The sequence below is a fragment of the Maricaulis sp. genome (assembly GCF_030149515.1).
In the GTDB taxonomy this organism is placed as follows: Bacteria; Pseudomonadota; Alphaproteobacteria; order Caulobacterales; family Maricaulaceae; genus Maricaulis.
Window position 1 is genome coordinate 37,778 of record NZ_JASBRI010000007.1, and the last position, 24,977, is coordinate 62,754.

A 24,977-nucleotide genomic window follows, 5' to 3' on the forward strand; every position below is an offset into this window, starting at 1 on the left:
AGCAGGGTGGAGATGAACGCCACTCTTCGCTAAAACTGGGCGCAACAATCTACGGAGCTTCGTCGAGATGCGTTTGCGTACTGCTCTTCTGGCCGCTGCCACGGCCTCGATCGCCCTGTCCGGATGTTCCGGCGTCTCCCAGGCCCTGGGCGGCAACCGGGTCACGCCGGACGAATTCCGCACGGTGACGATCGCCCCGTTGACCGTGCCCCCGGAATACAATCTGCGCCCGCCGCGTCCGGGCGAGGCGCGTCCGGACGAAATCTATCCCGATCAGCAGGCGCGGGCCGCCCTGCTGGGGGCCTCTTCGGGCTTCGAGGGTTCGGATGCGGAAGCCCTGCTTGTCGCCCGGGCCGGCGGCGGCGGAGCCGATCCCTTCATCCGCTCCATCATCGACGGCGAAACTGCCGGCGTGGTGCGTAAATCGCGCGGCTTTGCCGACCAGATCCTGTTCTGGCGCGACGGGTCCTACAATCCGCCGCCCGATGCCACGCCGCTCGATCCGGAAGCGGAAGCCGAGCGCCAGGAACGCATTCTCGGTGCGACCGGCGGCGGCGAAGTCGAGATCGAACGCGACCGGCGCCTGCTGCCGAAACTGCCCGGTCTTTAACTGCCGCGCATCCCTGCAGACTTGACCGACTCGGGGCCAGCCGGAAGGCTGGCCCCATGTCGTTGACCGCCACCCAACCCGCCATCCGCCGGCTGCCGCCGGAAACCGTCAACCGCATCGCCGCCGGCGAAGTGGTCGAACGGCCGGCGTCCGTGGTGAAGGAGCTTGCCGAAAATGCCCTCGATGCCGGTGCGCGCCGGATCGACATTTCCGCCGAGGGCGGCGGGCTGGTGCGTCTTGTTGTCGAGGATGACGGCAAGGGCATGAGCGAGGCGGAGCTTGCCCTGGCGGTCGAACGGCACGCCACGTCGAAACTGCCTGTCGGCGCGGACGGGCAGGACGACCTGCTCAACATCGCCACCATGGGGTTTCGCGGCGAAGCCCTGCCTTCGATCGGCTCGATCGCCCGCCTGTCGATCTCCAGCCAGGCCAGGGGCGAGGGCGATGCCTTTACCATTTCGGTCGAGGGGGGGCAGACCCACGGTACGGCGCCGGCGGCGCCGCTGGGACGCGGCGGTACCCGTATCGAAGTGCGCGATCTCTTCTACGCGACGCCGGCTCGGCTGAAATTCCTCAAGAGCGAGCGGGCCGAAAACCAGGCGATCTCCGATGTTGTCAAACGTCTGGCGATGTCGCGCCCGGATGTCGGCTTCTTCCTCACGCTCGATGGCCGCAAGCGTTTGTCTGTCGCGGCCGAGCGGGGCGAGGGAGCCGACGCCCGCAAGGCCCGCATGTCGGCCATGCTGGGCGCCGATTTCGGCGACAATGCGCTGGAAGTCGACCAGGAACGCGACGGTGTCCGCGTCTCGGGCTTTGCCAGCCTGCCGACCTTTTCGCGCGGCTCGGCCCAGCACCAATACCTTTTCGTCAACGGCCGGCCGGTACGCGACAAGCTCCTGGGCGGGGCGGTGCGCGGCGCGTACCAGGACTTCCTGGCCCGCGACCGCCATCCGGTCGTGGCCCTGAATGTCGACCTGCCCACCCATCTGGTTGACGTCAATGTGCATCCGGCCAAGGCCGAGGTGCGCTTCCGCGATTCCGCTCTTGTGCGTGGCCTGATTGTCGGATCGCTGCGCCATGCCCTGGCGGGCGCCGGACACCGGGCGTCCACCACGGTGGCCGGCTTCGCCCTGGGCCGGGCCCGGCCGGAAGGATATGCAGCGCCGGCACAGCCCTACCGGTCCGCAGCCCATCACGTCGCCGGCTGGGGCCGCCCCGCCGGACCGGAGGAAGCGGTTCAGGGCCGCGTCTTCGACCCCGGTATGTCCGCGCGGCTGGACGAGGAACGGACATCCGTGCCCGCAGGGTTTTCGGAAGGACCTGCCGATGCGCCTGCATCTCGGCCCGACTGGCCTCTGGGCGTGGCCCGGGCGCAGGTGCACGAGACCTATGTCGTCGCCCAGACCGCTGACGGTATCGTCATTGTCGACCAGCATGCCGCGCACGAACGTCTTGTTTATGAGCGCATGAAGACGATGATCGCGGAGACCGGCGTGCAGCGGCAGCAATTGCTGGTGCCGGAAATCGTCGATCTCGACGAAGCAGAGGCCAGGCGCCTGCTCGACCGGACGGACGAGCTGGAGGAGCTGGGCCTTGTGATCGAGCCCTTCGGGCAAGGCGCCATCGCCGTGCGCGAAACGCCAGCCCTCCTGAGAAAGCTCGATGTGCAGGGCCTGATCCGCGATCTCGCCGACGACCTGGCCGAAACGGACCAGGCGCTGTCACTGAAGGAAAAGCTGGAGGACGTGGTCGGCACCATGGCGTGTCACGGTTCGGTCCGCTCCGGCCGCCGTCTCACCGGCGAGGAGATGAACGCCCTGCTGCGCGAAATGGAGGCCACGCCCCATTCCGGCCAGTGCAATCACGGCCGGCCGACTTATGTGGAGCTGAAGCTCAGCGATATCGAGCGGCTGTTCGGGCGGCGGTAAAATGCGCCGCGCCCGCGCAAGCGAGGGACCGGGCGCGTTTGGACAAGGAAGGCGTCATTCCCCCGGACCCCGGCACAGGGCCGGGGCAAACAGAACGGAAGCGAAAAGGTCCTGTCAGAGACGGGAAGGCGTGTGACCCTGGCCTCAGCCCCGCGTCAGAAACAGCACCTTCGCCGCGCCGTATTCCTTCACCGCCTGCCGCTCCCAGCCGGGTGTGACCGGGTCCTCGTCGGCGCCGACTTCCAGCACGGCGCCGGCATGTTCGCTCACCCAGCCGCCCTCGATCAGCCGGGCCAGCGTTTTCTCGCCCAGGCCGTGGCCATAGGGCGGGTCGAGGAAGACGAGGTTGAAGGGAGCGCCCAGATTGGACGGCTTTTCCCCCAATGCTGTGGCGTCGCGGCGGTGCAGGCGGGTGACGCCGAAAAGCTGCAGCGTGTCGATATTGTTCCGGATGGCTCCGCGCGCCTCGGCCGCCATTTCCACGAACAGGCAGAAGCCTGCGCCGCGCGACATCGCCTCCAGGCCCAGCGCGCCCGATCCCGCATACAGGTCGATCACGCGGGCGCCGTCGATGGCGGGTGCCCAGCCGGCGTGTTCGAGCACGTTGAACAGGTTTTCCCGTGCCCGGTCGGACGTCGGACGCGTCGAACGGCCCTTCGGTGCGACAATGGGGCGATTGCGGTATCTCCCGCCGACGATGCGCATGGCCTAGCTCCGGCCTCGCGGCTTGCGGGGCGGGCGCGGGGCCGCATCGGGTCCGGAATGGCGGGCCGACGGCCGGCCGCGGGCACGCTTGAGCGGCTTGGCGCCGTCCTCTCCGCCCTGTTTGGGCAGGCCGGGTTGACCGGCCCCGCCCATCTTGCGGCGGGCCGGCTTGCGGGCGGGCCGGTTCTTGGCCACGGCCTCGCCGGTGGTCGCCGCCATCTCCACCAGGTGTCCGCATTGGTCGCGCAATACCCGGCCGGGCACGGCCTTGATCTCGCCGCGCGGCAGATCGCCCAGCTGGAAAGGGCCATAGGCCGTGCGGATCAGCCGGTTGACCTTCAGGCCGACGCTGTCGAGGGCCTTGCGGACCTCGCGGTTCTTGCCTTCCCTGATGCCGATATTGAGCCAGATATTCGATCCGGTCTCGCGTTCGATCTCGACGTCCATCGGCCCGTATTTGAGGCCGTCCACGGTCACGCCGGCGCGCAGCCTGGCCACCGCTGCCTCGTCGATCGTGCCGAAGGCGCGGGCGCGATAGCGGCGGGTCCAGCCGGTCGAAGGCAGTTCCAGGGCGCGCGCCAGGGCGCCGTCATTGGTCAGGAGAAGCAGGCCTTCGGAGGTGAGGTCCAGCCGGCCGATGGAGATGACCCGGCCGATATCCCCGGGGATCGCGTCGAACACGGTTTCCCGGCCCTCCGGGTCGGCATGGGTCGTCACCAGGCCGGTCGGCTTGTGATAGCGCCACAGGCGGGTGGCGGCTGGCGGTTCGACCGGCTTGCCATCGACCTCGATCCGGTCGGCCGGCGAAACCTTGACGGCCGGCGTGTCCAGGCGTTTGCCGTTCACGCTGATACGGCCGGCCTCTATCATCCGTTCGACTTCGCGGCGCGAGGCCACTCCGGCCCGGGCGAGATATTTGGCGATGCGCTCGGACGTGTCGGATGTTTCGGTCACGCTTGACCCTTTCTGACGGCGGCACTAACCCGCTGGAGATGACGGACCCGCGCGATACACGTTTTATGGCCAGAGCGCTAGAACTGGCGCAAGCGGCCGCCGAAGCCGGCGAAGCGCCGGTCGGCGCGCTTTTGGTCGATCCGGCAACGGACGAAATCCTGGCCGAAGCCCATAACCGGCCGATCCTGGCGAACGATCCGACCGCCCATGCCGAAATCCTGGCCTTGCGGCAAGCGGCGGAAAGGCGCGGAAATTATCGTCTGACCGGGCTGGAACTCTTCGTCACGCTGGAACCCTGCGCCATGTGCGCCGGCGCCATCAGCCACGCCCGAATCGGCCGGCTGGTCTATGGCGCGCATGACGAGAAGGGCGGGGCCGTCGCCCATGGGCCGCGATATTTCGATCAGCCCACCTGTCACTGGCGCCCGGATGTGGTTTCGGGGATCATGGCGGAGAAGAGTGCGGACCTTCTCCGCGGTTTCTTCCGCTCACGGCGAAAGGCGAAGGGCGATGGCATTTGATCCCGATCTGGCGGACCGGCTGGAGGCGGCATTGCGGGCGCAGGGGGCCGATCCGGTGCGCAAGCGCATGTTCGGCGGTATCGCCTTCCTGGTGAACGGCCATATGAGCTATGGCACATCCAGGGACGAGCTGCATGTGCGCGTCGGACCGGACGCGTACGAGGCGGCGCTGGCGAAACCGGGCGCCCGGCCGATGGATTTGACCGGACGGGTGATGACGGGTTGGGTCACGGTCGACGGCCCGGCCGATCTTGATGACGATTCCCTTTCGGAGTGGGCGGCGCAGAGCCTAGGATTTGTCCGGACATTGCCGGTCAAGTAACGATATTATTCGGTAAATTGCGTATTGCCGAAACTGTCATAAAACCTTGTCTTGCGTTGAATCGGTATGCGGTCGAATAGGGTCGCGGCTTACCGGAGCGCGAGATGCTGCGTACCCTGATCAATTCCATTTCAGCGGCCTTCGTGGTGCTCGCTGCCGCCGGCGCGGCCCACGCCGCGAACGTGGCCGGCAACGTCGTGTGCCAGCCGGCGCCGCTGCTGCTGCAGGATGTGACCATCATGGACGCGTCGGGCCGCTGGGACGATCAGGACATCTTCATCGAGAATGGCCGTATTTCCGCGATCGGCGAAGGCCTGCTGCTGGAAACCCGGCAGGTCGTGACGGTGTTCCAGCGTCCCGGTGCCGTCGTGCGGCCGCGTCCCGCGCGGCAGGCCGCGGCGATCTTCATCCGCACCTCCAACCGCAGCGCTGCGCCCTCGCCGCGCGAAACGGTCCTGATGCCGGGCGCGCCGGCCGATCTCCTGGTTTTCGGCGCCGCTACAGCCGGACCCGGCCAAGTCGAGCTGGAAATCCGCGCCGGCCGTATCGTCGGCGCACTGTCCGCCTGCAATAGCTAGCCGGACAGACGGGCATCCAGCCCGTCGCGGACTCGCGGCCATTCTTCCCTGAGCACCGAAAACCACACCGTATCGCGCCATTCCCCGGTCCAGCACAGAAGATGCCGGCGCAGCCTGCCTTCCCGGGTCGCGCCCATTTTCTGCATGGCATTCTGTGAGCGCAGGTTGCGGTGGTGCGTCTTCAGTTCGACACGTTCGGCGCCGCAATCGAAGACGCGGCCGAGCAGGAGGCGTTTGCAGGCCGGATTGACTTTCGTGCCGCGGGCCATGGGGCCGTACCATGTCCAGCCGATCTCAAGGCGTTTGTGGGCCGGCGTGATGGCGAGGTAGGCGGAATGCCCGGCTGCCCGGCCGTCCGTTTGAGCCCGCACCAGATGGGAGACCTGACCGCCATCGGCCTGCCCGTCCAGCATCAGATCGAACCAGGTATCGAAATGTTCGCCATCGCCGCGCAGCGAGGTCAGAGCCCAGAGTTCGGGCTCCTGAGCGAGGGGGCGCAACTCTTCGCGATGTGATTCGGTGAGGGGTTCCAGGCGGACAATGGCGTTTTCCAGTACCGCCGGTTCGATCTTCATGCACTTCCTCCTGCCAGCAGGACCAGTCCCCGGATCACATAAGCCGCGCCGATTGCCGAGACGATCCACTTCGTCCACTGGCGGAATTGCACATCGCTCATTATCGCCAGGAAGCGGGCGCCCAGCGTGGTGCCCAGAATGGCCAGCGGTGCCGCGATCAGCAGCCAGTGTGCCTGAGGCAGGGTGCCTGCGGCGATGGCCGGCATGACGTAGTAGCCGATCTTGACGAAATGGGAGACGACCTGCGTTGCTGCCTTGGTCGCCACGATGCAGCGGCGGTCGCGCTCGGTATCCGCGAAGAAGACGTCGAGCAGCGGGCCGGAAACGCCGGCGACGGTGTTCAGACCGGTCACGGTGAAACCGCAGGTCACGGCGTGCAGCGGCCTGGCCGCATCGAAATGCACCCGGCGCCTGGGTAGCCAGATGACGGCGGGCACCAGGCCGAGAATGACGAAGAGCCAGGGTTTGGAAAGCTGGAAGGTGGCGACGGCGAGAATCGCCGCCGCGCTGGCCGAGCCGAACAGATAGATGCCCAGGATACGCCAGTCGATCCACCTGATGTGCAGGATCGCGCGCCATCCATTGGACACGCTCTGCACCGCCCCGTGTACAACCATGGCGGCAGAGACCGGCAGGAGAAGCGCGAGGACGCCCATCAGTATCAGCCCGCCCGCCATGCCGAACACGCCCGAGATGAAGGCGGTGATGAAGGTGGCGGCAAGAAGGATCGCGAGCATGCTTGTCTGGCTCCGGATTCACCTGTTTCCTGTCCGGGACAGTACAGGGGAATTTCATGCCCGTTGCGGTAATCTTCAGTGGTTTAGCGGCCGCCCTCGGTGCGGCGCTGGGGCTTGGCAGCCTGATCTTTCCGGCTTGGGGTTCGCGGGTTGTGCGTTTGCGGGCGGACGCCGACAGGCCGGGAGGATGGGCGGAATTCCGGGCATCCTATGGCGGCGGACTTCTGCTGCTACACGCCGCCGTGCTGTTGGCCATCGCCATGCGCGAACAGGCCGGCATGGCCAGTGTGATCGCCACAGGATTCGCGGCCGGAGCGGCCTGGCTGGGCATGGCCATCGGCCGTTCGGTCTCGATGCTGCTGGACCATCGCCGGCACCAGACTCGGACCGGCTATAATCTGCTATCTGTGGGCTTCGAACTGGTCGTGGGGCTGGCGCTGATGGCACCCTGGCTGGGCCATATCGGCGGTTAGGCTCCAGCCTTCTGCGCAAAGCCCCAGGCTGCCTGGGCGAGCGGCTCCACGGCCTTGCCCATCTCCCTGGCCCGTTCGTTCGAGGCATTGCCCTGAAGCGAGCGGGCATAGACGCCCTGGATGATCGAACTCAGCCGGAAGATGTTGTAGGCGAAGTAGAAATCCAGTTCGGGAATGCCGTCCCGCCCGGTGCGCCGGCAATAGGCTTCGGTGTATTCCCCGATCGTGGGAATCCCCATTGCGGCAATGTCGATACCCAGAAAGCCGTTGCGCACCTCCGGCGGCATGACCCAGCCCATCAGCTGATAGGTGAAATCGGCCAGGGGGTCGCCCAGGGTCGAAAGTTCCCAGTCGAGAACCGCAATGACGCGGGGCTCGGTGGGATGGAAGATCATGTTGTCCAGCCGGTAGTCGCCGTGCACCACACTGGTGCGTTCCTGCTCCGGCGCGGCCCGGGGCAGCCAGTCGATCAGCCGGTCCATCGCTTCGACGGTCGAGGTTTCCGCAGCACGATACTGTTTCGACCAGCGTCCGATCTGGCGCTGGAAGTAATTTCCCGGCTTGCCGTATTCGCCCAGGCCCGCGGCTTCGTGGTCGATCCCGTGCAGCTGCGCCAGCGTGGCGTTGGCGGCATCGTAGATGGCTCCGCGGTCGGTCTTGTCCAGATCGGGCAGGAGCGGATCCCAGAAGATGCGGCCGGTGACGAAATCCATGACATAGAACTCCGTGCCGATCACGTCGCGGTCCATGCATAGCCCGTGCATCTTGGGCGCCGGGAAGCCGGCGGCCCCCAGCTTGCTCATGACCTCGAATTCACGGTCGACGGCATGGGCGGAGGGCAGCAGCTTGCCGGGAGGCTTGCGGCGCAGCACATAGGCGTGTCCGGGCGTGTCCAGCTTGTAGGTCGGGTTGGACTGGCCGCCCTTGAACTGGGAAACGGTCAGCGGACCCTCGAAGCCGTCCACATGTTCGGCCATCCAGGCCGTCAGCGCGCCTTCGTCGAAGGCCAGGGCATCGGTGACCCGCTTGGTGCCGGAGAATTGGTCGTCAATCTCGCTCATTCGCTCAGATAGACCTCGCCGCCCTTCATGACGAAATCGATATCGCGCAGTTCGGAAATGCTCTCCAGCGGATTGCCGTCCACGGCGACGATATCGGCGAACTTGCCGGCCTCGATCGTGCCGATATCGGCTTCCATCTGCACATGGTGCGAGGCGTTGATGGTCGCGGTGACGATCGCTTCCATGGGCGTCATGCCCGCTTCGACATAGAGTTCGAATTCGCGGGCATTGTCGCCATGCCGGGAGACGCCGCTGTCGGTGCCGAAGGCGATGGTGACCCCGCCTTCATGGGCGCGGCGGGCCATGTCCAGCATCAGCGGCCCGACGGCACGCGACTTGGCGCGCTGGTTGTCGGTCATGAAATCGGCTGTCTCGGCCAGTTCGGCGACCGTCACCCCGGCCAGCACGGTGGGCACGAGATAGGCATTGTTGCGCCGCATGAGCCGGATCGACTCGCGGTCGAGATAGGTGCCGTGCTCGATGGAATCGCCACCCGCTTCCAGGAATGCATTGATGCCGGTCGCCCCGTGGGCGTGCGCCGTCACGCGGCGGCCCATCATGTGTGCCGCTTCGACGATGGAGGCCAACTCGTCGTCGAAGAACTGCCGTTCGACACCGGCTGCGGTGTCGGACAGAACGCCGCCCGTGGCGGTGATCTTGATCACGTCGGCCCCGCCGCGAACCAGGGAGCGTACGGCCTCGCGGCATGCTGCCGGACCGTCGCACGAGGTTTCGCTGGAGAACATGTGCAGCACATCGAGATTGAAGCCGTTCACGTCGCCATGCCCGCCGGTGGGCGTGACGGACGATCCCGCGATGCGCAGGCGCGGTCCGGGAATGTCGCCGTCATTGATCGCGTCGCGTAGTGCCAGGCTGGCTTCGAAATTGCCGCCAACATCCTGCACGGTCGTGAAGCCGGCAAGTAGTGTTGTGCGCGCGTTTACCGCGCCGTCGAAGGCGAGATCGGAGGCGGAATGGGTAAAGGCATTGAAACGCCGGCCCGGGCCGAGTTCGGACTGCAGATGGACATGGCTGTCGATGAAGCCGGGCATGACATAGCCGTCGCTTAGATCGACGATTTCGGCGCCTTCAGGGCTGACGAAACCGGCTTCGATTGCCTCGATGCGTTCGCCCCGGATAAGGATGGACTGGTCTGCCAGAGGGTCTTCACCCGGTACGGCCAGGAGCCAGCCGGCATGAATTACCGTGAGCGGCGCCTCTTCGGCGTCCTGCGCGATGGCGAAGCCGGCAGTGGCGCTGAGGGCCAGCGCGGCGAGGGCGGATTTCAGCATGATCGTCTCCCCACGAATTGTGCTGCGCAGAGGATGGAGATGCATACCGGGAAGTCAAATGACGTATGCGGCGATGGCCTAATGCCGCTTGAGCGCCCGCCATGCGATGTCCCGGCGGCAGAAGCCGTCGGGCCAGTCGATCTGGTCGATGGCGGCATAGGCCCGGTCGACGGCGTAGTGAAGGCTTTCGCCCGATGCCGTGACATTGAGTACGCGTCCGCCGGCCGCGATACGCTCACCGTCAGCGTTGCGCGCCGTGCCGGCCTCGAAAACATGCACGCCTTCCATGCGGTTGGCTTCCGCAACGCCCCTGATGACCGAGCCCTTCTCGTATGACTCCGGATAGCCCCTGGTTGCCATTACGACGGTGATCGCCGGCTCGGGCGACCAGTCGATCGGCGCCATCTCGGCAAGGCCGCCGGTAGCAGCCGCATTGAGATAGGGCAGGAAGTCGTTCGCGATCCGCATTACCAGGACCTGGCATTCCGGATCGCCGAACCGGATATTGAATTCGACCACTTTGGGGCCCTCGGAGGTAACCATCAGGCCGGCGAACAACACGCCCCGGAAGGGATGGCCTTCGGCGGCTAGCCCGTTTGCCACTGGTTCGATAATGGTCTTCATGGCCGTATCGATCAGCGCTTGCGTTGCAACCGGGGCCGGAGAATAGGCGCCCATGCCGCCGGTATTGGGACCGGTATCGCCTTCGCCTACCCGCTTGTGATCCTGCGCCGCGCCGCAAAAGAGCACGTGCTCGCCGTCGCACAGGGCGAAAACGGAGACTTCCTCGCCGGCCATGAACTCCTCGATGACGAGCGTCTTGGACGCATCGCCGAACTTGCCCGACAGGAAGGCATCGATCTCGGCTTCGGCGTCCGCGCGGTCCTCGACGATGACGACACCCTTGCCCGCGGCCAGCCCGTCGGCCTTGAGCACATAGGGCGGCTCGAACTGGTCGAGAAATGCCTTCGCTTCGGCCGCGTCGGAGAACGTGCCGTAGCGGGCGCTCGGCACATTGTGGCGGGCATAGAAATCCTTGGCGAATGCCTTCGAGGTTTCCAGGCGTGCGGCCAGCCTGGACGGGCCGAAGGTGGCAATGCCGGCCTGATGTAGCCGGTCGGCCAGACCGTCGCACAGCGGATTCTCGGGGCCGACCACAACCAGATCGACCGATTCGGCCTTTGCGAGCTCGACCAGCCCGTCCAGATCGGACACGGCCACATCGTGACAGGTCGCGTGTTCGGCCATCGCCGCACTGCCCGGCGCCGCATGCAGCGCGGTCAGCAGCGGGCTCTGCGCGATCTTCCACACCAGCGCGTGTTCGCGCCCGCCCGATCCGACAACGAGAACCTTCATGTCACCCTCTTGCAGCCTTTCGGCCCTGCCTAGCCCAAACCCGCTTCGTTCGCGAGTCCGTGGGGCCGTTGCGGTGCGGCCGGATCCATCCTACCAGAGAAGTCATGAGTCAGCCCTCCGGAAACCTTCACGAATTCTCCGTTTCCGAACTCGCCGGTTCGCTCAAGCGCACCATCGAGGATGCTTTCGGCCATGTCCGTGTGCGTGGCGAGCTGGGTCGCGTGGTCGTGGCCAAGTCGGGTCACGTCTATTTCGACATCAAGGACGACAAGGCTGTCATTGCGTCCATCGCCTGGAAGGGCACGGCGGCGCGGTTCCGCTTCAAACCGGAAGAAGGCCTGGAAGTCGTTATCGAAGGGCGTCTGTCGACCTATCCGGGCCGCTCGCAATACCAGCTGATTGTCGACACGATGGAACCCGCCGGGGCCGGGGCGTTGATGGCGTTGCTGGAAGAGCGCAAGAAGATGCTCGCCGCGGAGGGCTTGTTCGACCCCGAGCGCAAGAAGCCCATCCCCTTCCTGCCGCGCACGATCGGTGTGGTGACCTCACCGACCGGGGCCGTGATCCGCGATATCCTGCACCGGCTGCAGGACCGTTTCCCGCGCCATGTCATTCTCTGGCCGGTCCTGGTGCAGGGCGAAAAGGCGGCCGAGCAGATCGCCACCGCGATACGCGGCTTCAACGCCTTTACCGCCAGCGGACCGGTGGTGCGTCCCGATGTCCTGATCGTGGCGCGCGGCGGCGGTTCGATCGAGGACTTGTGGAGTTTCAACGAGGAAATCGTTGTGCGTGCTGTCGCGGAGAGTGACATTCCTGTCATCTCCGCCGTTGGCCACGAGACGGATACAACGCTGATCGATTTTGCCGCCGACCGCCGCGCACCCACCCCGACGGGCGCCGCGGAAATGGCGGTGCCGGTTCGCGCCGAACTGAAGGGCGATGTCGACGCGTTGGCAGCGCGCCTGGTCTCCGGCCTGTCGCGCCATATCGACCGGCGCCGGTCGGAATTGCGCGGGGCCGCGCGGGCCCTGCCGCGCCCGGCGTCGTTGCTTGAGCTCAAGCGTCAGCGATTCGACATGATCGCGGACAAGCTCGATCCCGCGCTGCTCAACAATGCGGCCGAGAAGCGTTCGAAACTCCTGGTTCTCCAGGCCGGGCTCAAGCCGGCTGCCCTGAGCCGGGATATTCGTCAGCGCGGCGAGCGCGTGGCCGGGCTGCGCGAGCGGCTTACGCCGGCGATCCGGCGTGTGTTGCGCCAGGAAAGACGCGGGTTCGAAAACTGGGTCGCGCGGCTGAAATCGGTCAGCCATGAATCCGTGCTCAGCCGGGGATTTGTCCTGGTCCGCGACGAGGCCGGCATGGTGGTGCGTTCGGGCAAGGCACTGGATAGCGGGTCCAGGGTCGAGCTGGAGTTTGCCGATACGCGGCGATCGGCGATTGTGGACGGCGAAAAGGGACCACTGTCATCCCCGCCGGCGGCGAAACCGGGCTCGGCCAAGCCCAAGGCAAAGCCGCCCACCCGGCCGCGTCCGGAAGGCCAGGGCACCCTGTTTTGATCACCGTGCTACTCCCCCTTTTGCGGCGAGCATGCTAGAGCGGCCTCATGAGTGATTTCACCTTTGACAAAGAATTCCAGGGCGAAGCCATCCTCGAGTATGGCGACAGCGATTTCATCATCCTCGAGGCCGGGGCCTATGTGCGCTGTGCCGTGACGGGTGAGAAGATTGCACTGGAACAGTTGCGCTACTGGAATGTCGACGAGCAGGAAGCCTATCGTGACGCATTGGTCGCCAAGCAGCGCTGGCTGGAGCTGCACGGGGAGCCCGGTCAATGATTGCCCTGCTTCTGACTATCGCTCTGCAATCCGCCGGCGGGTCTGCCGACCCGATTGGCGAACTGATCGCGCAGAACCGCGGCGACAATGTGCGGGTCGGTGCGGCGCCGCAGGACCGGTGTCGTGGCCAATGGCGCGAAGGCAGCCTGCTGGTCTGTCGTTTCCAGCCGGGAACGCGCGTGACGCTGGGCGAGGTCTCCGCTAGGGCCGATGCCGGCGGCTTCGTCACGCTGGGCATTCCGCGTCAGGCGCCCGAGAGCCTGGCCCTGCGGATCGATTACAGCGATGCCGGCGACGGCACCGGCCAGATCGTCGAAACGGTTTCCATCGCCCAGCGCGAATACGATCTCCAGCATGTCGATGGTGTGCCGCAGGCGACCGTGACGCCCGACCCCTCCACCCTGCCGCGGCGCCAGCGCGAATACGCGCAAAAACAGGACGCCTTCAATTCGGTCTGGGACGGGCAGGGTTTCCTTGACGGTTTCATCGCACCGGCCGAGGGCATCACGACCGGCGTCTACGGTTCGGCGCGGGTCTATAACAACGGCCATGAAGGTAATCCCCATTGGGGTCTGGACTGGGCCAACCAGGAAGGTACGCCGATCTATGCGCCCGCGGGCGGCCTGGTGACGCTGGCCGAGCCGGACATGTATTACGAAGGCGGACTGATCTTCATTGATCACGGTCAGGGCCTGGTCTCGGCCTTCCTTCACCTGTCCGGTGTGTCGGTGGAAGACGGCGATATCGTCGAACAGGGCCAGCTGATCGGCCAGATGGGCGCCGGCGGCCGGGCGACGGGTTCGCATCTGGACTGGCGTGTGAAGCTGCGGAACGGGTTCTACGTCGATCCGCAATCCCTCTTGGATCTGGACCTGAACGGTCTGGAATAGCCCTAGCCGGTCGCCACCCGATAGACGTCCTTGGCCCAGCGCCGGTGCACCCAGAACCATTGTTCCGGTGCCTTGCGAATCTCGCCTTCCACCCACTGGTTGATCTTCGCCACGGTATCCACGATGGCGGCGGATCTGTCCGGATTGTCTGAAATCTCGATGGGTTCGTGGGCCTCGACGCGAAAGCGCGCGCCGCCAATGCGCCGCACCGACAGGGGCTGCAGCGGGCAGCCATGGCGCATGGCCAGGCGAGTAGGGCCCGGAGCTGTCATGGCGGGATGCCCGAAGAAGGGCGCTTCCACCCCGTCATTCATCTTCTGATCGTTCATCAGGGCGATCGACTCGCCCTGCTTCAGCGCCTGCATCAGCAGTTTCGCGCCTTCGCCGCCCTTGGCTGTCAGCGTTTTCACGCCATAACCCACACGCATGTCGGAAATGCGCTGGTCGATCAGGGCGTTGTTCGCCGGGCGGTAGGTGATGTGGCAGGGCAGGCCCGTCTGGCTGATCGCGGCTGCGGCGATTTCCCAGTTGGACTGGTGCATGGAAATGATGACCAGGGGCTGGCCCCTGTCGCGGGCGGCTTCCAGGCGTTCCCGGCCGATGAATTCCACACGTTCGTCGAACTCGGGGCCCGCGAAGACGCCGAGATGCGGCATCTCGCCGGCCAGGCGGCCGAAGCTTTCCCACATGACGCCCAGGAGGCGGTCGATCTCGGGCTTCTCCGCTTCGGGAAAGCAGCGCTGCATATTGATGCGCGCAATGCGCTGGGTCGGGGTCAGCGGGCCGATCAGACGCATCAGCTCGCCGGCCGCGTCTGAGGCCTTGTCGATCCCCTTGGCGCGATACCAGGCCGCATAGGCGTCCCAGGCGACGGCCTCGAACCGCCAGCCAATCCGGGTCAGAAGGGAGGCTCTGCGCTGGGCTTCGATCATGACGGGGATTTAGCGACCATGGTTCGCGGCGTCCATCACATCGCGCAACAGACCGTCCAGAGCCGCCGGGTTGGCAAAGCGCGCCTCGACCGGCCAGGCGGCAATGCGGGTGCGGGACTGTACATCCAGGCGGACCCAGTCCTTCTCGGTCGTGATCAGGGATGCATTGTGCGCGGCGGCCAGGTCGTCCAGTCGCGCAAGGTCCTTCGCTGTGTAGGAGTGATGATCGGGAAAGTTCGCAATTTCAGCGAGTTGTCCGCCGGCGGCGGCGAGAGCGTCGAAGAATTTCTGCGGCCGCCCGATCCCGGCAAAGGCCACCAGCGGTCCATCCGGCGGCGGTGCGGCGGGTTCCAGCCAGGCGTGGAAAACAGGAATTTCCAGCTCGGCAAGGCCGAGGCCGCGATAGTCCGGAACAGTGTCCCTGCCGGGCATCATGACCACAACCGCATCGGCGCGTGCCAGGCCGGATTTGACCGGCTCGCGCAGCGGGCCGGCCGGGAAGATGGTGCCGGGCCCCCAGCCGGCGGCCCCGTCTACAACGATGATCGAGCAATGCTTTTTCAACGTCGGGTTCTGATGGCCGTCATCCATCACGATGACATTTGCGCCGGAGCCGGCGATGGCCCTGGCCCCGGCGGGGCGGTCACGGCTGATCCAGGCGGGGGCAGCACGGGCCAGGAGGAGGGGTTCGTCGCCGATCTCGCGCGCGGCGTGCGCTTCAGGATCGGCCCGCAATGGTCCCGAAACAGTGCCGCCATACCCGCGCGACAGGGCTGCCGGGCGGTATCCCATGGCCTTAAGACGCGACAACAATGCGCATGAAACAGGTGTCTTGCCGGTCCCGCCCACGGTCAGATTGCCGACGCAGATTACCGGGATCCCGACATTGGCCGGGGCGGTCTTGCGGATGCGCCGTGCCACAGCCCAGGCATAGAGCGTGCCGAGCGGAGACAACAGGGCACGGGCAAGGGCGCCGGACCCACGCCCGCCATCGGTGCGCCAGAAGGCCGGCTCTCTCATGCTATGACCTCCCGCCTTGCCAGAAGGCTCTCCAGTGCTGCCAGCGTGGTCGCCAGCGCCCCGCCCGAGGCTTCGGCGAGGGCGGTGCGGGCGGCGCCTGCGGGCGGGCCTTGTCCGTCCCAGACCGTCCGGACCGCCGCAGCGAGCGCGCTTGCGTCGGCGGCGTCGAGGAGGGCTCCGCGCTTGCGGTAGGTGGCATAGAGCTCGTCGAAACTGGGCACAAAGGGGCCGGTGATCACGGCGGATCCGGCCTGGCTCGCCTCGACCGGATTGTGCCCGCCGATGCCGGGAATGAGACTGCCGGCGATCAGTGATACCGGTGCAAGCGCAAACCAGAGCGGCATTTCGCCCAGCGTGTCGGCCAGCCAGACCTGTGTCCGGTCGTCCGGATCGGCCGCCTGGGAGCGCCGTACCGTGCTCAATCCCCTGTCGGCGGCGAGGCGGGCGATTGCGTCGGCGCGGTCGGGATGGCGCGGGGCGAGGATCAGGAGGGCATCGGGCTGTCGAGCCAGCACGGCCTTGTGCGCGTCCAGCACGATTTCTTCCTCGCCGGCATGGGTCGAGGCCGCCAGCCAGACAGGCCGTCCGGCCAGGAGAGGCTCGAGCCGATCGAACTCCACCGGGTCGGCCGCGGGCGGCCGGGCCTCCAGTTTCAGATTGCCGGCGAGGGCAATGGGCAGGCCGGTAAGATCTTCCAGCCCGTCGCGGGTGCGCGTATCTGCTGCGCCGATCCAGCCGAAACGGCCCAGCAGGTAGCGCGCGGTATCCGGCCGCCGCCGCCAATTGCGGATCGAGGCATCGTTCATGCGCGCATTGACCAGCGCCATCGGTATATCGCGCCGCGCAGTCTCGACAACGAGATTGGGCCAGAGTTCGGATTCGGCGAAAATGGCGAGGTCCGGCTGCCAATGCTCGAGAAACCGGCACACCGCGCCCGGCGTGTCGACCGGCACATACTGGTGCATTCCCTGTGCGGGCAGGCGTTCGGACAGAAGGCTGGCGGACGTCGTCGTGCCCGTGGTGACCAGAAAGCCCAGATCGGGGTGGCGCTCGGTCAGGGCGTCGACCAGCGTGGCCAGTACCAGGCTTTCGCCCACGCTCGCACCGTGCAGCCAGACCAGGCGGCCATCGGGGCGGGGCTGCCGGGGCCGGCCCAGCCGTTCGTGGCGCCGCGCCGGATCCTCCTTGCCGTGCCGGGCGCGGCGGTCCAGCACGGCCGGCAGGAACGGTGCGGCCAGACGGGTCATGCCGCGATACCAGATCAGGGCAGGCGGAAGGCTCACGCCGGCGCTCCCGGCGTCTTGGCCGTGCCCGGACGCAGGCGTTCATCCGGTTCGATCACGGGGCCGCGGACCGCTTCGTCAGCCTCGCGGGTGATATCGTTGAGTACGGTCTCCAGCTGCAGCCGTGCCGCCTCGAGTTGTTCGGGCGAAGCATCTGCCGGTACGTGGATCGGATCGCCCCAGATAATCACGCCGCGGGTGAAGAAGTGCGGCAGGCAATGCTTGTCCCAGGCGCGCCTCAACACGGTCTTGCGCCGGGCCGACCAGGTGAAGGGCAGGATTGGTACACCCGTGTCGCGCGCCATGCGGACCGCGCCGAACCCGGCCCGCATGCGCGGTCCGCGCGGTCCGTCCGGTGTGACTGCGCCGCAGCCGCCGGCCCTGAGATGATTGACCATGGCCCGGTAGGCGGCCTCGCCGCCCTTGGTGTGGCCGGGCTTGTCGGGATTGCGCGAGGACCCGCGCACCACGCCCACCTTGTACCAGCGGGCAAAGCGCGATCCGATCTCGCCCTCGCGTGATCGCGAGGCCAGGGCCACCATGCGGTCGTATTGCCGGTTCCAGCCCTGCAGTGCCATCAGGACGCGGCCGTGCCAGACGCAGCCGATAATGGCGCCCTTCTCGGCCCAGACCTTTTCGACATGCCCGCCATTGCGGACTTCCCAGCGAATGGAGCGGCGGACTCCTTCGACATAGAGAAGGACGAGGAAGCCGACGACTTCCTGGGCCCAAGGCAGGGAAAGCAGGCGTTTCAGCATGGTGGTCACTAGCTCGCCTTCATGACGCAAAAGGTCAAGCATGGGGCGCGGTTGCCTTGCCCGCCTCATGGGCCTAAATGCCCAGCGAACCGGAAAGCGAGCCGATGCCCTACGACCTCAGTGACCCGCAAGACCGCGAACGCGCCTGGAAGGACTATCTGTGGAAGGACCACGGCATCCTGCGGCAGCGATTCCACAATATGCACGAGGTCGGTGGCGGCATGTGGCGCGCCAACCAGCCCTCGCCGCAGAGGCTGGAAGAACTGGCTGGCCGGGGCTTCAGGACCATTCTCAACATCCGCGGCACCCAGCCGGGTGTTTGCTATTACGATCTTGAAAAAGAGGCCTGCGAGCGCCTGGGCCTGGTCATGATCGACATGCCGTTCGGATCGCGCGAGGCGCCCTATGTCGACCGTATCCAGCGGGCCGTACGGATTTTCGACGAGATCGAGTATCCCGCCCTTATCCACTGCAAGTCCGGAGCCGACCGGGCCGGGCTGATATCGGTTCTGTTCTGCCTCACCCGGCTGGGCCTGCCCTATGATGAGGCTATCCGGCACCTGTCCCTGAAATATCTTCACGTGAAGGCCGGCAAGACCGGCGTGCTTGACTATTTCTTCGAAACCTACCGCGCCTACACCGAATCGAATCCGATTGGATTCATGGACTGGATCGAGAATGTCTACGACCGCAACCGGGTGCAGTCGGGTTTCATGTCAAGCTGGTGGGGTAACGTCCTGACCGAGCGCGTGCTTCGCCGGGAATAGCGCGGGCTGATTCTTTATAACCCGCGGAATCATCAGATATGACGACTCTATCCACAGGAATAAGGCAAATTACCTCTCGTTAACCACGTTTCGCGACCGGACAGGCCGGTCGAGTGCTGGAGGGGAAATATGCCGGACCTGGCCATTCGCGCAGATCTGACTCAAGAACGGCTGACCCGTTTGAATTTTCTCCTGTCGCGGGAATGTGGGCCGGCTTTTCTCCAGGCTTTCGTCAGGAATGTGGCGGAGATCTTCGCTGCCGATAGCGTTTTCGTGGCGCGGATCGACGCCACCAATACGCGCATGCGCACGCTGGCTGTGGCCTCCAACGGCGATGTTGCGGACAATTATTGCTACGGTCTTGCCGGCACGCCCTGTGCGGAAACAATGGAGGCGGGCGCCACGGTCTACGAGGACAATGTCGCGGCGCATTTTCCGAAGGATTTCATCCTGTCGGAAGCCGGTACCCAGGCCTATGTCGGCCTGCCTCTGTTCAACGGCGCCCAGACTGTCGGCATCGTGGCCGCTACCTTCAAGCGTGCCATCGATCTGGGCGATGACCTGCTGAGCGTTTTCAATCACTATCGGCGACGTCTGACCGGCGTCATGCTGGCGCAGGAAACCGGTGACCGGGCCGCACTGGCCATCAAGGGAACGTCGGACGGAATCCTGGACTGGTGCCTGGATACCGACCAGATCTACATTTCGCCCCGCGGCCGTGAACTGCTGGGCTATCAGCCGCGTGAATACACGGCCCCCTCCGACCATTTCCTGGCCCTGATCCATGTCGACGACCGACCCCGCTTCAGCTCGGCACTGGCCGCGCATCTGAAATCGGGGCGGACCTTCGACCTGTCGATCCGGCTGAAAGTTGTCGGCGGCCAGCATCGCTGGTTCCGTATTCGTGGCGAGGCCGTGCGCACGCCCGAAGGCGATGCCACGCGAATGGTCGGCGCGATGACCGATATCCACGATCTTGTGGAGGCGCGCCAGCAGGCCACAGAAGCAAGCCGGGCGAAGTCGAAATTCCTGGCTACGATGAGCCATGAAATCCGTACGCCGATGAACGGTGTTCTGGGCATGTCCAGCCTGCTGGCCAGCACCGACCTGGAGCCGTCCCAGCGCGAAATGGTCAATCTGATCGAAGCGTCGGGCAACGCGCTGCTGGGGATTCTCAACGACATTCTCGATCTGGCCAACATCGAGTCCGGCCGGTTCGAGATCGAGCCTGGCGAATACAATCCCGCCGAAGTCTTGCGGGCGGTCGCAGGGCCCTATCGCATGAAGGCGATGGAAAAGGGACTGAACCTGCACCTCGAGATCGACCCCTGCGCCGAGATGACGGCGACCGGCGATCCCGACCGTTTGCGCCAGATCCTGTCCAATCTCCTCTCCAACGCCGTGAAATTCACCGATCGTGGCGACATCCGCGTTCGCTGCCTGGTGCACCAGAAGGCGGATGGTCATCACGATCTTGTCTTCGAGGTCGGCGATACCGGAATCGGCATGGACAGCGAGCTGATAGCCCGCGCCTTCATGCCGTTCAGCCAGGGAGAATCCGCCATGGCCCGCAAGGTGGGTGGCACCGGTCTGGGGCTTGCCATCGCCAAGAAGCTGGCCGAGCTGATGGGCGGAGATATCGGGGTGGAAAGCGCCCCGGGCGCGGGCTCGATCTTCACCGTTACCCTGCCGGCGGATGCTGCGGACAAGCGCGAGACTGCGGCGGAATAGCGGTCAATCGGGCTTTTGCGAGGTTCGTCGTGGCCGGGCCCCGTCCTACGCGTCCGATCCGAACTGCATCCGGCACAGGCGCGCATAGAGTCCGTCCGCTTCGACCAGATCCTCGTGGCGCCCTTCCTCGCGGATACGGCCCTCGTCGAGCACATAGATCCAGTCGGCATTGCGCACGGTGGACAGGCGGTGGGCGATCACCAGGCAGGTGCGGCCCTTCGACAGGCGTTCGAGCGCGGCCTGGACACGGCGTTCGGATTCGGTATCCAGCGCCGAGGTAGCTTCGTCTAGGAGCAGGATGGGGGCATCCTTGAGGATAGCGCGGGCAATGGAGAGGCGCTGGCGCTGGCCGCCGGAGAGATTGCCGCCGCGCGGGCCTACAGGCGCATCATAGCCACCGGGCAGGTTCATGATGAAATCGTGGGCATCGGCGGCCTTCGCTGCAGCGATGATTGCGTCCTCTTCGGCATCGAGATCGCCAAAGCCGATATTGGCCTTCACCGTGTCGTCGAACAGCGTGACGTCCTGGCTGACCAGGGCCATGGTCTTGCGCAGGGAGGGGATGGAGACGGCGCGAATATCGGTGCCGTCGATGCGGACTTCGCCCGACTGCGGATCATAGAGGCGCGGCAGGAGGTTGAGGATGGTCGATTTTCCCGAGCCCGACGGGCCGACGAGGGCGACGGTCCGGCCCGGTTCCGCATTCAGCGAGATGCCCTCAAGGGCGTGCGTGCCGTCGGGATAGGCAAAACCCACGCTGTCAAACTCGATCCGGCCTTCTTTCACGTCGAGCGCCGGTGCGTCGATGGCGCTGGTTATCCGTTCGGGTTCGTCGAGGACGGCAAACACCCGTTCCAGAACGGCGAAACCTTCCTGCACGACAGCGTTCAGCGTGCCGATCGCCCGGATCGGCGGGGCGATGAGCGCGACGCCGGTGAGCACGCCCATCAGATCGCCGATCGAACTTTCGCCCGCCATCAGGCGCAGGCCTGCCACCGTGATCAGAACGGCCAGGGAAATACCGCCCACGGCTTCCAGGATCGGGTCGACACGTGCCTTGTTCTCGGCAATGCGGAAGAGGAAGCGGAACCGGTCAAAAAAGGCGCGCCCGGCCCGCCCGGTTTCCAGGTCCTCCAGCCCGTAGGTCTTGATCATGCGTGTGCCGGAGAAGCTCTCCTCCAGCTGGCTGGTTACCTCGCCCATCTGCGACTGGGCTAGGTTGGAGGTCTTGCGCAGGCGCTGGCCGATGCGGATCACCGGCCAGGCGGCAACGGGATAGACCACCAGAACCAGCAGGGTCAGCATCCAGTCCAGCCACAGCATCCAGCCGATGGTACCGATCACCTGCAGGACATCGCGCAAGAGATTGTTGGTCAGCCGGATCAGCGTTTCGCGCAGCAGGGTAATGTCATTGGTGAAGCGCGAAACCAGCGAGCCGACGGGTTCGCTCTGCAGGCGGGTGAAGTCGGACCGCACCAGTTTGGCGAATAGGGCGTTCTGCAGGTCCTGCATCACCGTCAGGGCGAGCCGGTTGGTCTGGACCGTCTGCAAATAGAGGCTGAGGGCACGCAGGAGGGCCAGGCCGACGATTGCCAGCGGGGCGAACCACACAAAGTCCTCGATCCCGGCGCCGAGCTGGTCAAAGGTCCGCCCGACCACGCCGACATAGGACGCGGCCGCACCCGCCGTGATCGCCGACAGCAGTATGGCGACGGCTACCAGCCCGCCGTGTCGGGACAGCCAGTCGAGCCACAGCCGGTGGCCGAGGCTGAAGGTCGACGAGGAGGGCGCGGTACCGGTCAGGGGGCTGAGCCTATTTCTGGTCCGAAGCCGGATCGAGCAGCTTGTGCGCGTGGATGATGAAATAGCGCATGTGGGCATTGTCGACCGTGCGCTGGGCCGCTTCCTTCCAGGCCTTGCGCGCGTCCTCATAGCTGCCGAAGGCGCCGACGAAGTCGACCGCCTTGAGGTCCTTGAACTCGCAGTTTGTGGGGTCGACGCAGACCAGTTCGCCGCCGATGACGAGGTGGAGAAGTTGGTTGTTGATCTGGGTGTCGCTCATGGTCTCGCTCTTCGAATGGGGCCGGAGCGGGCTAGAGCCCGCCGACGGAAATCGTGTCAACGCATAGGCTGGGAGCGTTAACGGCGCCTCTAAACTCCAGATCGCTTGCCGGGACAAGTCTTGCAAAAATATCGATCAGATTGCCGGCGACGGTAATTTCGCTGACCGGATGGTCGATTTCGCCGCCTGCAATGCGGTAGCCCGAAACGCCCACCGACCAGTCGCCGGTATTGGCATTGAGGGACGGGCCGAACATTTCCGTGACCAGGAGGCCTTCGCCGGCGCCCCTGATGAGATCGTCGCGGCTTTGCGACCCGGCTTCAAGGTGAAGATTGGTCGGACCTGCCCCGGGCGGTCCGCCCATATTGCGGCGGGCATGGCCGGTTGGTTCCAGCTGCAGCTGGCGGGCGGCCGAGGAATTAAGGAACCAGGTGGTCAGGCGGCCGTCATCGATGATGTTGGCACGGCGGTTGACGGTGCCTTCGCCATCGAAGGGGCAGGAGGCATGGCCCCAGTCGCGATGGGGGTCGTCGACGATATTGATGCCGCCGGCGAAGATCTGCTCGCCCATCTTGTCACGCAGGAAGGAGACGCCGCGGGCCACCGCAGGCCCGGAGACCGCGCCGCAGAAGGCGCTGAGAAAGGCGGTGGCGACGCGGCGATCGAAGACAACAGGCATGACGCCGGATTTCAGCTTTTTCGGACCGACCCGGCGGGCCGTACGCTCCCCGGCCTCGGCGCCGATCTCTTCGGTCGATTTGAGGTCCGCGATCCGGCGGGCACTGGTGGCGGCGTAGTCGCGCTCCATGACGCCGTTCTGGCCGGCGATCACACTGGCGCCATAGCCGAACTGGCTCTTGCGCCAGCCGGAATTGAAGCCGGTTGTCGTGGCATAGGCCGCGGCCCCCTGGCCGTAGCTGGCAAAGGCGGTGTCGGTCATCGTCACCCCCTCGATGGCGCGGGCGGCCTTCTCGACCGCGATGGCGCGCACTTCCAGCTCGTCCGGCGTCCATTCCACGGGCTCGAACAGGCTCATCGCAGGGGGGTCCGTGCACAGACGGTCGGAATCGGCCAGCGCGGCATAGGGGTCTTCCGGCGCGGCCTTCGCCATGGTGATGGCGCGCTCGATGGTGAACTGGCGGCCCTGTTCGGACAGGTCGGAGAACGCGACTCCGGCCTGGCGTTGGCCGACGAAGACGCGCACGCCGGCGTCCAGGCCTTCCGAGCGCTCGATATCTTCCAGCTTGCCGTCGCGGACGGAGAGTTCGGTGTGGCGCGACTCGGCGACCGAGGCTTCGGCATGATCGGCACCGGCCTTGCGGGCGCGGTCGATCAGGTCCGCGGCGATTTCCTGCAGGCGGGCGGCGTCGGGGGCGGATTGGGCTTGGGTCATGGCATGGCTATAGCGTCCGGCGCGCCCTGCGGGCAACGGGTCAGGTGATCGCTGCGCCGATCAGCAGCAGTAGGCTTGCCAGCAGCATCAGCCATGTCAGGCCGGTGCCGGTCACGCGGCCGATGCTGGGGCCGGGACTGGTCAGGAGGCCATAGCTGTAGACAATCCGACCGGTGGTCAGGGCCAGGCCGAGGGCATGGATCCACAGTGTGGAATACCCCGAGGCGGCCACCAAATAGAGGGCGATCAGTGCCAGCGGCACGTATTCCACGCCATTGCCGTGGGCGCGGCAGGCCTGTTCCAGCTTACGGTCGGTGCCATTGCCCAGGCTGATCTTGGCGCGCCGGCGGTGGCGCGACACATTTGCGGCCAGGCCCAGGACCAGCGCCATGTTGAGTGCGGCGTAGAGTGCGACCGCTTCCAGTCCCGTCATAATGTCCCCTTTCTCATTCCGTCTCGGCCGGTTCGTTGACCGCCTGGCGGATCGCATCGGCCAGCACGGCCGGTTCCTGTGCTCCGGACACAGCGAAACGGCCGTTGAAGATATAGGTCGGTACGCCCGAGACGCCGAGCTTGCGATAGAACATCTCTTCTTCCCAGACCGCCTTTTCGTCCCGGTCGGTGGCGAGGAGGCCGGCAATGATCGCGCCGTCCAGTCCTGCTCCGGCGGCGATTTCTGCCAGTACGGCCGGATCGCCGATATCACGGCTGTCCCGGAAGAACGCCTCGAACAGGCCCTCGGCGACGGGTGCGGCGAGGCCCTGACCTTCAGCCCATCGCATCACGCGGTGGGCGTTCAGCGTGTTGGGGCGGACCGGTATGTCGTCGAAGCGGAATTCGATTCCTGCCGCCGGTGCGGCCTGTTCCAGATAGTCGCGCATCTGTTTCCAGTGCGCGGAATTCCCGCCGGAGAATTTCGCCTTCATGTAGTCGCGATAGGGCTTGCCCTCGCGCGGCAGGGCCGGATCGAGCTGGTAAGGGCGCCAGAGCGTTTCCACTCGCACCTCGGGCACGCTGGCGACGGCCGCATCCCAGTTGCGCTTGCCGAGCCAGCACCAGGGGCAGACGAGATCGGCAACGATATCGACGGAGATTGAGTTAGCCATGCGCCAGAGTTAGGCGGTTTTGCTCGATAATGCGAGAGGTGCGCACGGCCGGATCGTCATCCCCCACGCCGGCAACACGCCAATGGAGA

General features: G+C 65.7%; 27 protein-coding genes. 11 read left to right on the top strand and 16 right to left on the bottom strand.

The genetic code is table 11. The annotated features are described in order from the left end of the window. Positions 1 to 67: 67 nt before the first annotated feature. Both Q1U94_RS03350 and mutL read left to right on the top strand, forming a co-directional pair. Positions 68 to 610, top strand: a complete 543-nt coding sequence (locus Q1U94_RS03350; RefSeq protein ID WP_300541934.1) for a DUF3035 domain-containing protein — start codon at positions 68 to 70, stop codon at positions 608 to 610. A gap of 56 nt (positions 611 to 666) precedes the next feature. Then, positions 667 to 2,538: a DNA mismatch repair endonuclease MutL gene (gene mutL / locus Q1U94_RS03355; protein ID WP_300541936.1), complete on the top strand. Its 1,872-nt coding sequence runs from the start codon at positions 667 to 669 to the stop codon at positions 2,536 to 2,538. A gap of 144 nt (positions 2,539 to 2,682) precedes the next feature. Here mutL and rsmD read toward each other — a convergent pair whose 3' ends face one another. Together rsmD and Q1U94_RS03365 are read right to left on the bottom strand one after the other, a co-directional pair. Beyond that, positions 2,683 to 3,243: a 16S rRNA (guanine(966)-N(2))-methyltransferase RsmD gene (gene rsmD / locus Q1U94_RS03360; RefSeq protein ID WP_300541938.1), complete on the bottom strand. Its 561-nt coding sequence runs from the start codon at positions 3,241 to 3,243 to the stop codon at positions 2,683 to 2,685. A gap of 3 nt (positions 3,244 to 3,246) precedes the next feature. Then, positions 3,247 to 4,197: a pseudouridine synthase gene (locus tag Q1U94_RS03365; protein WP_300541940.1), complete on the bottom strand. Its 951-nt coding sequence runs from the start codon at positions 4,195 to 4,197 to the stop codon at positions 3,247 to 3,249. 65 nt (positions 4,198 to 4,262) lie between these two features. Here Q1U94_RS03365 and tadA point away from each other — a divergent pair, with 65 nt between their 5' ends. The 3 genes from tadA (at position 4,263) to Q1U94_RS03380 (ending at position 5,618) form a co-directional block, all read left to right on the top strand. Next, entirely contained in the window at positions 4,263 to 4,718 is a 456-nt protein-coding gene (gene tadA, locus Q1U94_RS03370) for a tRNA adenosine(34) deaminase TadA (protein ID WP_300541942.1), read from the top strand. Then, a complete protein-coding gene (locus Q1U94_RS03375) occupies positions 4,708 to 5,040 on the top strand; it encodes a TfoX/Sxy family protein (protein WP_300541944.1) in 333 nt (110 codons plus the stop codon). The genes tadA and Q1U94_RS03375 overlap by 11 nt, the downstream gene beginning before the upstream one ends. Before the next feature lie 104 nt (positions 5,041 to 5,144). Continuing rightward, positions 5,145 to 5,618, top strand: a complete 474-nt coding sequence (locus Q1U94_RS03380; protein WP_300541946.1) for a hypothetical protein — start codon at positions 5,145 to 5,147, stop codon at positions 5,616 to 5,618. Here Q1U94_RS03380 and Q1U94_RS03385 read toward each other — a convergent pair. Together Q1U94_RS03385 and Q1U94_RS03390 are read right to left on the bottom strand one after the other, a co-directional pair. Next, a complete protein-coding gene (locus Q1U94_RS03385) occupies positions 5,615 to 6,193 on the bottom strand; it encodes a GNAT family protein (RefSeq protein ID WP_300541948.1) in 579 nt (192 codons plus the stop codon). The genes Q1U94_RS03380 and Q1U94_RS03385 overlap by 4 nt on opposite strands. After that, positions 6,190 to 6,930 carry a sulfite exporter TauE/SafE family protein gene (locus tag Q1U94_RS03390; RefSeq protein WP_300541950.1) on the bottom strand — a complete coding sequence of 247 codons (741 nt, stop codon included), beginning with the start codon at positions 6,928 to 6,930 and terminating at the stop codon, positions 6,190 to 6,192. The genes Q1U94_RS03385 and Q1U94_RS03390 overlap by 4 nt, the downstream gene beginning before the upstream one ends. A 56-nt stretch (positions 6,931 to 6,986) precedes the next feature. Between Q1U94_RS03390 and Q1U94_RS03395 the strand changes: the two genes are divergently transcribed. Beyond that, positions 6,987 to 7,403, top strand: a complete 417-nt coding sequence (locus Q1U94_RS03395) for a hypothetical protein (RefSeq protein ID WP_300541952.1) — start codon at positions 6,987 to 6,989, stop codon at positions 7,401 to 7,403. Here Q1U94_RS03395 and Q1U94_RS03400 read toward each other — a convergent pair. The 3 genes from Q1U94_RS03400 to purD form a co-directional block, all read right to left on the bottom strand. Continuing rightward, positions 7,400 to 8,464 carry a phosphotransferase gene (locus tag Q1U94_RS03400; protein ID WP_300541954.1) on the bottom strand — a complete coding sequence of 355 codons (1,065 nt, stop codon included), beginning with the start codon at positions 8,462 to 8,464 and terminating at the stop codon, positions 7,400 to 7,402. The two genes, Q1U94_RS03395 and Q1U94_RS03400, sit on opposite strands and share 4 nt — an antisense overlap. Then, the gene (locus Q1U94_RS03405; RefSeq protein WP_300541956.1) at positions 8,461 to 9,756 is read right to left on the bottom strand and encodes an amidohydrolase family protein; all 1,296 of its coding nucleotides are present in this window, start codon (positions 9,754 to 9,756) and stop codon (positions 8,461 to 8,463) included. The genes Q1U94_RS03400 and Q1U94_RS03405 overlap by 4 nt, the downstream gene beginning before the upstream one ends. 78 nt (positions 9,757 to 9,834) lie before the next feature. Beyond that, positions 9,835 to 11,112, bottom strand: a complete 1,278-nt coding sequence (gene purD, locus Q1U94_RS03410) for a phosphoribosylamine--glycine ligase (protein ID WP_300541958.1) — start codon at positions 11,110 to 11,112, stop codon at positions 9,835 to 9,837. A gap of 104 nt (positions 11,113 to 11,216) precedes the next feature. On the opposite strand from purD, the gene xseA reads away from it, so the two are divergent. Genes xseA through Q1U94_RS03425 form a run of 3 tightly spaced genes read left to right on the top strand, consistent with a single transcriptional unit; the run spans position 11,217 to position 13,836 of the window. After that, positions 11,217 to 12,668, top strand: coding sequence for an exodeoxyribonuclease VII large subunit (gene xseA / locus Q1U94_RS03415; RefSeq protein WP_300541960.1), 1,452 nt, complete (start codon positions 11,217 to 11,219; stop codon positions 12,666 to 12,668). A gap of 47 nt (positions 12,669 to 12,715) precedes the next feature. After that, positions 12,716 to 12,946 (top strand): DUF2093 domain-containing protein, encoded by a 231-nt coding sequence (locus tag Q1U94_RS03420; protein ID WP_300541962.1) that lies wholly within the window; start codon positions 12,716 to 12,718, stop codon positions 12,944 to 12,946. After that, positions 12,943 to 13,836: a M23 family metallopeptidase gene (locus tag Q1U94_RS03425; RefSeq protein ID WP_300541963.1), complete on the top strand. Its 894-nt coding sequence runs from the start codon at positions 12,943 to 12,945 to the stop codon at positions 13,834 to 13,836. The genes Q1U94_RS03420 and Q1U94_RS03425 overlap by 4 nt, the downstream gene beginning before the upstream one ends. 2 nt (positions 13,837 to 13,838) lie before the next feature. Here the strand turns inward: Q1U94_RS03425 and Q1U94_RS03430 are convergent, their stop codons facing one another. Genes Q1U94_RS03430 through Q1U94_RS03445 form a run of 4 tightly spaced genes read right to left on the bottom strand, consistent with a single transcriptional unit; the run spans position 13,839 to position 17,871 of the window. Then, positions 13,839 to 14,768, bottom strand: coding sequence for a lysophospholipid acyltransferase family protein (locus tag Q1U94_RS03430; protein ID WP_300541964.1), 930 nt, complete (start codon positions 14,766 to 14,768; stop codon positions 13,839 to 13,841). 9 nt (positions 14,769 to 14,777) lie between these two features. Continuing rightward, complete coding sequence (lpxK, locus tag Q1U94_RS03435) at positions 14,778 to 15,788, bottom strand: tetraacyldisaccharide 4'-kinase (protein ID WP_300541965.1); 1,011 nt, start codon at positions 15,786 to 15,788, stop codon at positions 14,778 to 14,780. Next, positions 15,785 to 17,071 (bottom strand): 3-deoxy-D-manno-octulosonic acid transferase, encoded by a 1,287-nt coding sequence (locus tag Q1U94_RS03440; RefSeq protein ID WP_300541966.1) that lies wholly within the window; start codon positions 17,069 to 17,071, stop codon positions 15,785 to 15,787. Before Q1U94_RS03440 ends, lpxK begins: the two co-directional genes overlap by 4 nt. Beyond that, on the bottom strand, positions 17,068 to 17,871 hold the full coding sequence (locus Q1U94_RS03445) for a lysophospholipid acyltransferase family protein (RefSeq protein ID WP_300541967.1): 804 nt from the start codon (positions 17,869 to 17,871) through the stop codon (positions 17,068 to 17,070). Before Q1U94_RS03445 ends, Q1U94_RS03440 begins: the two co-directional genes overlap by 4 nt. Before the next feature lie 35 nt (positions 17,872 to 17,906). On the opposite strand from Q1U94_RS03445, the gene Q1U94_RS03450 reads away from it, so the two are divergent. Both Q1U94_RS03450 and Q1U94_RS03455 read left to right on the top strand, forming a co-directional pair. Then, on the top strand, positions 17,907 to 18,596 hold the full coding sequence (locus Q1U94_RS03450) for a sulfur transferase domain-containing protein (protein ID WP_300541968.1): 690 nt from the start codon (positions 17,907 to 17,909) through the stop codon (positions 18,594 to 18,596). 129 nt (positions 18,597 to 18,725) lie between these two features. Next, the gene (locus Q1U94_RS03455; RefSeq protein ID WP_300541969.1) at positions 18,726 to 20,327 is read left to right on the top strand and encodes an ATP-binding protein; all 1,602 of its coding nucleotides are present in this window, start codon (positions 18,726 to 18,728) and stop codon (positions 20,325 to 20,327) included. Positions 20,328 to 20,372: 45 nt separating this feature from the next. Here the strand turns inward: Q1U94_RS03455 and Q1U94_RS03460 are convergent, their stop codons facing one another. From Q1U94_RS03460 to Q1U94_RS03480, 5 genes are read right to left on the bottom strand one after another with little or no spacing between them, the layout of a single operon-like run. Beyond that, complete coding sequence (locus Q1U94_RS03460; RefSeq protein ID WP_300541970.1) at positions 20,373 to 22,208, bottom strand: ATP-binding cassette domain-containing protein; 1,836 nt, start codon at positions 22,206 to 22,208, stop codon at positions 20,373 to 20,375. After that, positions 22,141 to 22,389 carry a DUF4170 domain-containing protein gene (locus tag Q1U94_RS03465; protein ID WP_300541971.1) on the bottom strand — a complete coding sequence of 83 codons (249 nt, stop codon included), beginning with the start codon at positions 22,387 to 22,389 and terminating at the stop codon, positions 22,141 to 22,143. The genes Q1U94_RS03460 and Q1U94_RS03465 overlap by 68 nt, the downstream gene beginning before the upstream one ends. A gap of 31 nt (positions 22,390 to 22,420) precedes the next feature. After that, positions 22,421 to 23,782, bottom strand: coding sequence for a TldD/PmbA family protein (locus Q1U94_RS03470; protein WP_300541972.1), 1,362 nt, complete (start codon positions 23,780 to 23,782; stop codon positions 22,421 to 22,423). A gap of 40 nt (positions 23,783 to 23,822) precedes the next feature. Continuing rightward, complete coding sequence (locus tag Q1U94_RS03475; protein ID WP_300541973.1) at positions 23,823 to 24,215, bottom strand: MAPEG family protein; 393 nt, start codon at positions 24,213 to 24,215, stop codon at positions 23,823 to 23,825. 13 nt (positions 24,216 to 24,228) lie between these two features. Then, positions 24,229 to 24,888 carry a DsbA family oxidoreductase gene (locus Q1U94_RS03480; RefSeq protein ID WP_300541974.1) on the bottom strand — a complete coding sequence of 220 codons (660 nt, stop codon included), beginning with the start codon at positions 24,886 to 24,888 and terminating at the stop codon, positions 24,229 to 24,231. Between the last annotated feature and the right edge of the window lie 89 nt (positions 24,889 to 24,977).

Excerpts from the sequence above, each read along its gene's own strand:
- Q1U94_RS03480 (WP_300541974.1), bottom strand. The coding sequence starts at position 24,888 with ATGGCTAACTCAATCTCCGTCGATATCGTTGCCGATCTCGTCTGCCCC.
- lpxK (WP_300541965.1), bottom strand. The coding sequence starts at position 15,788 with ATGAGAGAGCCGGCCTTCTGGCGCACCGATGGCGGGCGTGGGTCCGGC.
- Q1U94_RS03450 (WP_300541968.1), top strand. The coding sequence starts at position 17,907 with ATGCCCAGCGAACCGGAAAGCGAGCCGATGCCCTACGACCTCAGTGAC.
- Q1U94_RS03465 (WP_300541971.1), bottom strand. The coding sequence starts at position 22,389 with ATGAGCGACACCCAGATCAACAACCAACTTCTCCACCTCGTCATCGGC.
- rsmD (WP_300541938.1), bottom strand. The coding sequence starts at position 3,243 with ATGCGCATCGTCGGCGGGAGATACCGCAATCGCCCCATTGTCGCACCG.
- Q1U94_RS03420 (WP_300541962.1), top strand. The coding sequence starts at position 12,716 with ATGAGTGATTTCACCTTTGACAAAGAATTCCAGGGCGAAGCCATCCTC.
- xseA (WP_300541960.1), top strand. The coding sequence starts at position 11,217 with ATGAGTCAGCCCTCCGGAAACCTTCACGAATTCTCCGTTTCCGAACTC.
- Q1U94_RS03385 (WP_300541948.1), bottom strand. The coding sequence starts at position 6,193 with ATGAAGATCGAACCGGCGGTACTGGAAAACGCCATTGTCCGCCTGGAA.
- Q1U94_RS03460 (WP_300541970.1), bottom strand. The coding sequence starts at position 22,208 with ATGCCCACATGCGCTATTTCATCATCCACGCGCACAAGCTGCTCGATC.
- Q1U94_RS03350 (WP_300541934.1), top strand. The coding sequence starts at position 68 with ATGCGTTTGCGTACTGCTCTTCTGGCCGCTGCCACGGCCTCGATCGCC.
- purD (WP_300541958.1), bottom strand. The coding sequence starts at position 11,112 with ATGAAGGTTCTCGTTGTCGGATCGGGCGGGCGCGAACACGCGCTGGTG.
- Q1U94_RS03390 (WP_300541950.1), bottom strand. The coding sequence starts at position 6,930 with ATGCTCGCGATCCTTCTTGCCGCCACCTTCATCACCGCCTTCATCTCG.
- tadA (WP_300541942.1), top strand. The coding sequence starts at position 4,263 with ATGGCCAGAGCGCTAGAACTGGCGCAAGCGGCCGCCGAAGCCGGCGAA.
- Q1U94_RS03395 (WP_300541952.1), top strand. The coding sequence starts at position 6,987 with ATGCCCGTTGCGGTAATCTTCAGTGGTTTAGCGGCCGCCCTCGGTGCG.
- mutL (WP_300541936.1), top strand. The coding sequence starts at position 667 with ATGTCGTTGACCGCCACCCAACCCGCCATCCGCCGGCTGCCGCCGGAA.
- Q1U94_RS03405 (WP_300541956.1), bottom strand. The coding sequence starts at position 9,756 with ATGCTGAAATCCGCCCTCGCCGCGCTGGCCCTCAGCGCCACTGCCGGC.
- Q1U94_RS03455 (WP_300541969.1), top strand. The coding sequence starts at position 18,726 with ATGCCGGACCTGGCCATTCGCGCAGATCTGACTCAAGAACGGCTGACC.
- Q1U94_RS03445 (WP_300541967.1), bottom strand. The coding sequence starts at position 17,871 with ATGCTTGACCTTTTGCGTCATGAAGGCGAGCTAGTGACCACCATGCTG.
- Q1U94_RS03400 (WP_300541954.1), bottom strand. The coding sequence starts at position 8,464 with ATGAGCGAGATTGACGACCAATTCTCCGGCACCAAGCGGGTCACCGAT.
- Q1U94_RS03430 (WP_300541964.1), bottom strand. The coding sequence starts at position 14,768 with ATGATCGAAGCCCAGCGCAGAGCCTCCCTTCTGACCCGGATTGGCTGG.
- Q1U94_RS03475 (WP_300541973.1), bottom strand. The coding sequence starts at position 24,215 with ATGACGGGACTGGAAGCGGTCGCACTCTACGCCGCACTCAACATGGCG.
- Q1U94_RS03380 (WP_300541946.1), top strand. The coding sequence starts at position 5,145 with ATGCTGCGTACCCTGATCAATTCCATTTCAGCGGCCTTCGTGGTGCTC.
- Q1U94_RS03425 (WP_300541963.1), top strand. The coding sequence starts at position 12,943 with ATGATTGCCCTGCTTCTGACTATCGCTCTGCAATCCGCCGGCGGGTCT.
- Q1U94_RS03470 (WP_300541972.1), bottom strand. The coding sequence starts at position 23,782 with ATGACCCAAGCCCAATCCGCCCCCGACGCCGCCCGCCTGCAGGAAATC.
- Q1U94_RS03375 (WP_300541944.1), top strand. The coding sequence starts at position 4,708 with ATGGCATTTGATCCCGATCTGGCGGACCGGCTGGAGGCGGCATTGCGG.